This window comes from Clostridium thailandense, from assembly GCF_019207025.1.
GTDB classification, from domain to species: Bacteria; Bacillota; Clostridia; order Clostridiales; family Clostridiaceae; genus Clostridium_AM; species Clostridium_AM thailandense.
The window spans coordinates 1-4804 of record NZ_JAEEGC010000212.1 but is presented as its reverse complement, the minus strand read 5'-3'; the positions used below and the strand labels follow the sequence as shown (position 1 = coordinate 4804).

Sequence of the window (4804 nt, the reverse complement as noted above, 5' to 3'; positions counted from 1 at the left end):
TTCCTTGAAATATACTGCTTAAACTGACTGCACCTGCTATTATAAGTAATACCGATATCATAGACACGATACCCCCACTAACAAAAACTTTCGATAATTCCCAGTACCCGGATTTCCTGAAAGAATAACATTTTGACCATTTTCTATAAATTTAAGACTGCTTAAATGTTTTAGTTTGTTTTTAGCATCAGCCGGTAACTCTTCCATAGATAAATCCTTTAAATACTTTTTATAAGGAAAATTAGCTAATCTCAACCTAGATTGAGTTAAATTATATTCCCTAATATCATGTTCCTTTTGCAGTAATGTAAATAAAAATTCTTCATAGCTTAGATTATTCTTATTAGCTTCGTCAATAGCGTTAGCTATATCTGTTTTTATTGCATTTAATTTTAGACTACTAGCATAGTCTTTAATTTCCTTAATGAAAGATTTTTTATCCTGATTCAATTTTAGTATCAACTCCTCTAGTTGTTTAAAAGACTATTGAAATCATCTAACATACTTATAGAGTTCTGTACTATATCTGAGTTATAGCTATCTAGATAAATAACATTTTCAGCATCTTTTCTTCCACAGATAAACTCTATCTTATCTATAGAAATATTAGTAGGACATGTATTTTTAAGCTCTTCAATAGCACACTCTACTTTAGATAAACCGTAGGTTCCTACTAATTTTATTAAGTTTATAAAGTCGCGTTCTTCATTGGTAAAGTAAGTGTTGTAGATATCTCTTAATTTATAATTTAATTGGGAAAAAACTGTGCTATTAACCAATGCCTTCGGCTTTCTCATAAGTGTATACATATAGTGCTCTATATTTATACGCCACTTATTAATTCCAAGCGCTTTGTTATGTTCAGCAATTTTTTCTTCATTATTATAAATTAGTATCTTTGATGAATATATTTTGCATCTAACCATAACTCCTACAAAAGAGTCTGGCACTGAATAATAGCAAGAGTCTATCATAATAACAGAATATTTGTTAACTCTACAATCTTGAATTCTTGCAGTTTCATACATTGGCATCTTAGGCAATAAGAATTCCTTTTCTTCATCAAGCAATTCTTTTGCACTTTTATTAGAGTTATATATCTTCTTTAGATTTATAACTTTTAATGTTTCTTCCAGATGCTTATTCGCATCATCTAAAGAACTGAAGATTATGTTCCTAGAAAATGCCTTTCTTCTTATATACTCAACACTTCGTTCAACGTGACCCTTTTCATTTCCTCTATATGCGTTGCAAAATCTAAAGTTAAATTTATAGTATAAAGACAATTTTAAAAGAGCTTCTGTGGCTTCCTTTTCCTTGTCTCCGACAAATCTTTTTACGACAACTTTTGTATTATCATAAACCACTGTTCTATATGCACCTTCGATGTGCTCGAAAAATAGTACATGAGCTTCTAAGAAACAAAATGTATCTTGCTTAGGAAACAACTTTGCCCACCTATAATTGCCGTAGGCTGATGTAAATACAGCTAGCTGATATTATCTCAATATTCCGTCTTTTGTTTCCAGTTTAACAACTCCAAAATCAAATTCTACAACATCACCAGGTTCATACGCCCTTGTGTACCTTCTAATTGTTTCCCTAGCTATGCCAGTGTCTCTACAAATCTGCCTTTGAGATTTGCCCTTTCTTAAATGTTTTAATATTATTTCTTGTTTTTCCCTCAAGCTAATCACCCTTTACACTTCCTCTTATACCCATTATTATTACCAAATATTATGCGTATAAAAGAATTGGAAAATTCTCGGTGGAAGAGGTTTTATTTACTTTTTGGAACATCATTAGTTTATACTAAACATGTGTATTATAATGAATTAAAACCTAAGAAAACCTGAGTTTTTACAGTCCTTAAAAAGGAGTATATACTTGAGAAAACTTGTAGTTAGAATAAAAAATTTTAGACATGCTTAAATATGTATTACTAAAACTGTTAGAAAATTAATACTAGGTTTGGAGTGGTTACAATGATATTAAGCAGAAATGAAGCCTGGCTATTAGCAACAGGATCTAGTTTTGATAAAGAAGATATAAGAATTAAATTGAATGAGGCTTTAGTTTTAAGTAGTGATAAGAAAGTAAAAAATATTTACTATATAGCTGATATTGAAGAAGCTAAGGAGCTATATAGAAATTATAAAAAGACCTATAGGAGAAGATTAGGAATATTTAAGGATGAGTTTATTGATAATACTCTTATAGTTCAGCTTACTCAAATTTAAGTAAAGGGAATTTACCTGTGGGTAGAAATTTTTTTATCTCAGTAAAATTATTTTTTACCAAAGTAAAGTTCTTTTTATTGATTGTGTTACAATATGTGTTATAATTAAGTTAGTAAATGAGCATAATAAAAACAGGGTGTGCTAACACCCTGCAGTATACAATTCTAGTTGCTTAGGCAACTGGTATGACTAAATTTAAGTTTAAAAATAGTAGCATCCATTTGCACCGGGGCTACTATTTTTTTATTTTTTCTATAAGTAACACTATAAATGTCAGCAGAGTTATTAAAAATAAGCCTGCTTGAAACAATAATGTCAATACTTCGTTACTCATAAGTACCACCTCCCTTCAAAGAGGGATAAGTGATACCAGTAGCCCAGTCAACTATATTGAATTGTATGTAAACAGTTTAGCATATTTGTATATTATGAGCAATATTTTACCGATTTGTGTATTTGAACAGCTTTAACATTTTTTTAGAATAATGATATATTATGAAAATAATTTATAATCCATTATAAAAAATATTATTGTATTAAAGTAGAAGGGCAGTTATTGTTTTTCTCTTTATATATGAACTATGATGAGAAATTTAGTATTGTAATATTAAAATGCTTAAATATTGTAAACTTACGGGTAAACAAAGCAAATAAAATAAATTTTATAATATTTACATAAAACTTGACAGAGTATATTATAATAATAAATGGTTTATTTTAAAATGAAAAGAGGAGGAGTTTATTATGTATGATAGTGATATAAGATCATTTTTATATAAGGATTTCACAAAAGAACCAATGTATATAAATGATAGTAGCACTATCATTGTTCCAGAAATGCCTATATTAAACGGGTATGTAAGAATTGATGTTGCTGTAATAAATGGATTACTTCATGGATATGAAATAAAAAGTGATATGGATACATTAAAAAGGTTGCCAAGGCAGTCTGAATATTATAGTAAAGTGTTTGATGAAATGATATTAATAACAACTGAAAAGTATATAAATGAAGTAAAAAGCATTGTACCTCCTTGGTGGGGGATCAAGTTTTATAATAAAAATGGAGAACTTAAAAATAGCAGATACGGAGAAAATAACAATAATGTTGATTCGTATTCAAGGTTGACACTTTTATGGAAAGACGAACTTATAGAATTGATTTCTAGATATACTGATAAAAAATATAAGAGCAAAACAAAGCTTGCTCTTATCGATATAATATTGAAGGAAGTTCCAAAGGATGTAATAATGGACTATACTAGAGAAATTATAAAACTTAGAGTTAATTGGAGAGCTGTTTCAATATCACAGTTATGTGATGAGTAGTAGAGATTGTAACCCAATCTTTATTACCACCAGGCCCTTTCCTTTCGCTAGCTTTTTCATGTATTTTTTTATCGCCATATGAGAATTTTTTCCCATAAAAAAAATTGGAATTTATTATTTTATCACACATGTCAAATACTGAAATGGTATAGACATTTTTAATTCTATCTTTCTTGCCTTTTTGTACATAGTAAAAGCTGTCAGTTGTATATTTTATTTTTGGTAAAATTCCATACTGTAGTTTTGAAAAGTCCATTTCTGTATCAGTGAATTTGTTAACACCATAGTCAGAGTATATTAATTTGTTTATGAAATCTTTATACTCAGGGAGCTCATATATCTTGTTAAATATTTTGAATTCATATCTTTTATATTTTTTTTCTTCACCAGCCTCCAAATCGCTTAAATTATTAGGAAAAGATGTTGACGATATAATTAACTTATTGATATTCATACAATATTTTTTTATTTGTGATAAAGTTTCTTTTAAAGCTACACTTTTCAGGGTAGCTGCTTGTACATCTTCGATAAAAATTAAATCTAATATTATGTCTATTTTTGTATGAGTTTTTTTTAGTATTTCTTTAAAAAGTTTATTATAACTTAAAGAATCAATAGGTTCCGGTATTTCTAATCTTATGGAAATTTCATCATAAGTATCTATTACTGAGAAATCATCAAATAGATCATCAATATAAAAAACAGGTATCAATTTTAAATCTGTAATACCATTAATACTATTTAACTTTTCATAGAATTCTAAGCTGATATCAGAATATATAGTGTCAATAAAAGCAGATTTTAAGCCTGTTTCATGTATTTCCTTCAATAATTCATGCTCACTAATGGAATCAACCAGTTCTATTATAGGAGAAATCTGATTAACTTGTGAGTCATCTAATTTTTTTATTGAGTCTCTTTCGCCTGCTTTCCATTTTAGGACTGGGGCATATTTAATCATTTTCTTCACTCCTTTTGTTGAAAAATTAATCTTATTATGTAAATTTTAATATATTTATCTTAATATTAAACTAAATTGTAAAATTATACAATGACAGTGGCTGTTCTTATACTTGATAAATATGAAATACGAATCAATTGAATTAATGTTTTATACGTTTACTGCAATAACAATAGTGTTATTCATATATATAGTGTTAATAGAAGTGTTATTTATAAAGCATATGATGGAGAATGAGTACGTAACTACTTTTTAGAAATTCAAGTCAAAGAAT

The 4804-nt window shown here is 28.0% G+C and carries 5 protein-coding genes and 1 pseudogene; 2 read left to right on the top strand and 4 right to left on the bottom strand.

All coding sequences use genetic code 11. From position 1 onward, the window contains the following. Positions 1–57 precede the first annotated feature (57 nt). Together I6U48_RS28595 and I6U48_RS28590 are read right to left on the bottom strand one after the other, a co-directional pair. The gene (locus tag I6U48_RS28595; RefSeq protein WP_218323917.1) at positions 58–450 is read right to left on the bottom strand and encodes an ATP-binding protein; all 393 of its coding nucleotides are present in this window, start codon (positions 448–450) and stop codon (positions 58–60) included. 17 nt (positions 451–467) lie between these two features. After that, positions 468–1697 (bottom strand): annotated as a pseudogene (locus I6U48_RS28590) (IS21/IS408/IS1162 family transposase). Between the two features lie 288 nt (positions 1698–1985). Between I6U48_RS28590 and I6U48_RS28585 the strand changes: the two are divergent. Beyond that, positions 1986–2240, top strand: a complete 255-nt coding sequence (locus I6U48_RS28585; RefSeq protein WP_218323916.1) for a hypothetical protein — start codon at positions 1986–1988, stop codon at positions 2238–2240. 235 nt (positions 2241–2475) lie between these two features. On the opposite strand, the gene I6U48_RS28580 is transcribed toward I6U48_RS28585, so the two are convergent. Further along, on the bottom strand, positions 2476–2574 hold the full coding sequence (locus I6U48_RS28580) for a putative holin-like toxin (RefSeq protein ID WP_218323915.1): 99 nt from the start codon (positions 2572–2574) through the stop codon (positions 2476–2478). 410 nt (positions 2575–2984) lie between these two features. On the opposite strand from I6U48_RS28580, the gene I6U48_RS28575 reads away from it, so the two are divergent. Next, complete coding sequence (locus tag I6U48_RS28575; protein WP_218323914.1) at positions 2985–3569, top strand: sce7726 family protein; 585 nt, start codon at positions 2985–2987, stop codon at positions 3567–3569. On the opposite strand, the gene I6U48_RS28570 is transcribed toward I6U48_RS28575, so the two are convergent. Next, the gene (locus I6U48_RS28570; RefSeq protein ID WP_218323913.1) at positions 3526–4530 is read right to left on the bottom strand and encodes a beta family protein; all 1005 of its coding nucleotides are present in this window, start codon (positions 4528–4530) and stop codon (positions 3526–3528) included. The genes I6U48_RS28575 and I6U48_RS28570 overlap by 44 nt on opposite strands. Between the last annotated feature and the right edge of the window lie 274 nt (positions 4531–4804).

Excerpts from the sequence above, each read along its gene's own strand:
- I6U48_RS28570 (WP_218323913.1), bottom strand. The coding sequence starts at position 4,530 with ATGATTAAATATGCCCCAGTCCTAAAATGGAAAGCAGGCGAAAGAGAC.
- I6U48_RS28575 (WP_218323914.1), top strand. The coding sequence starts at position 2,985 with ATGTATGATAGTGATATAAGATCATTTTTATATAAGGATTTCACAAAA.
- I6U48_RS28585 (WP_218323916.1), top strand. The coding sequence starts at position 1,986 with ATGATATTAAGCAGAAATGAAGCCTGGCTATTAGCAACAGGATCTAGT.
- I6U48_RS28580 (WP_218323915.1), bottom strand. The coding sequence starts at position 2,574 with ATGAGTAACGAAGTATTGACATTATTGTTTCAAGCAGGCTTATTTTTA.